The sequence below is a fragment of the Thauera butanivorans NBRC 103042 genome, assembly GCF_001591165.1.
Classification (GTDB): domain Bacteria; phylum Pseudomonadota; class Gammaproteobacteria; order Burkholderiales; family Rhodocyclaceae; genus Thauera; species Thauera butanivorans.
The window spans coordinates 1-697 of sequence record NZ_BCUG01000147.1; the positions used below are offsets into that span (position 1 = coordinate 1).

General features: G+C 68.3%; 1 protein-coding gene. It reads right to left on the reverse strand.

Annotation, left to right across the window (positions count from 1 at the left end; genetic code table 11):
• The coding region (locus TBU01S_RS22750; protein ID WP_083953813.1) for a polysaccharide deacetylase family protein at window positions 1-697 on the reverse strand (697 nt) is incomplete at both ends.

Below are 697 nucleotides of genomic sequence, written 5' to 3' on the forward strand. Positions count from 1 at the left end.
CGAAGAACTCGTCGCCGTGCGAGAAGCCCTGCGGCAGCGCGAAGCGCATGTCGTTGGTGTCGAGCGTGTAGGGCACGACCAGGTGGGGCACGGTGTCGCCGTCGGTCTTTTCGACTTCGGTCCAGAACGGCAGGTCGTCGCCGTAGTAGTCCGAGTCGTACAGGAAGCCGCCGTAGTCGGCCACCAGGCGGCGGGTGTTGGGCGAGTCGCGGCCGGTGTACCAGCCCAGCGCGCGCTCGCCGGTCAGGCGCTCGATGATCTCCATGCCGATGCGCATGTGCTCGCGCTCGATCTCCTCGGGGGTGTTCTGGTAGTGGATCCAGCGCCAGCCGTGGCAGGCGATCTCGTGGCCGAGCGCCTTGAAGGCGGCGGTGAGTTCGGGGTGGCGCTCGAGCGCCATCGACACGCCGAAGATCGTCATCGGCAGGCCGCGGCGCTCGAATTCGCGCAGGAAGCGCCACACGCCCACGCGCGAGCCGTACTCGTAGATGCCTTCCATGGACAGGTGGCGCTCGGGGTAGCTGGCGGCGTTGAACAGTTCGGACAGGAACTGCTCGCTGCCGGGGTCGCCGTGCAGCACGCAGTTCTCGCCGCCTTCCTCGTAGTTGAGCACGAACTGGACGGCGATGCGGGCGCGCCCGGGCCAGTTGGCGTGCGGCGGCTTCCTGCCGTAGCCGATCAGGTCGCGCGGATAGGG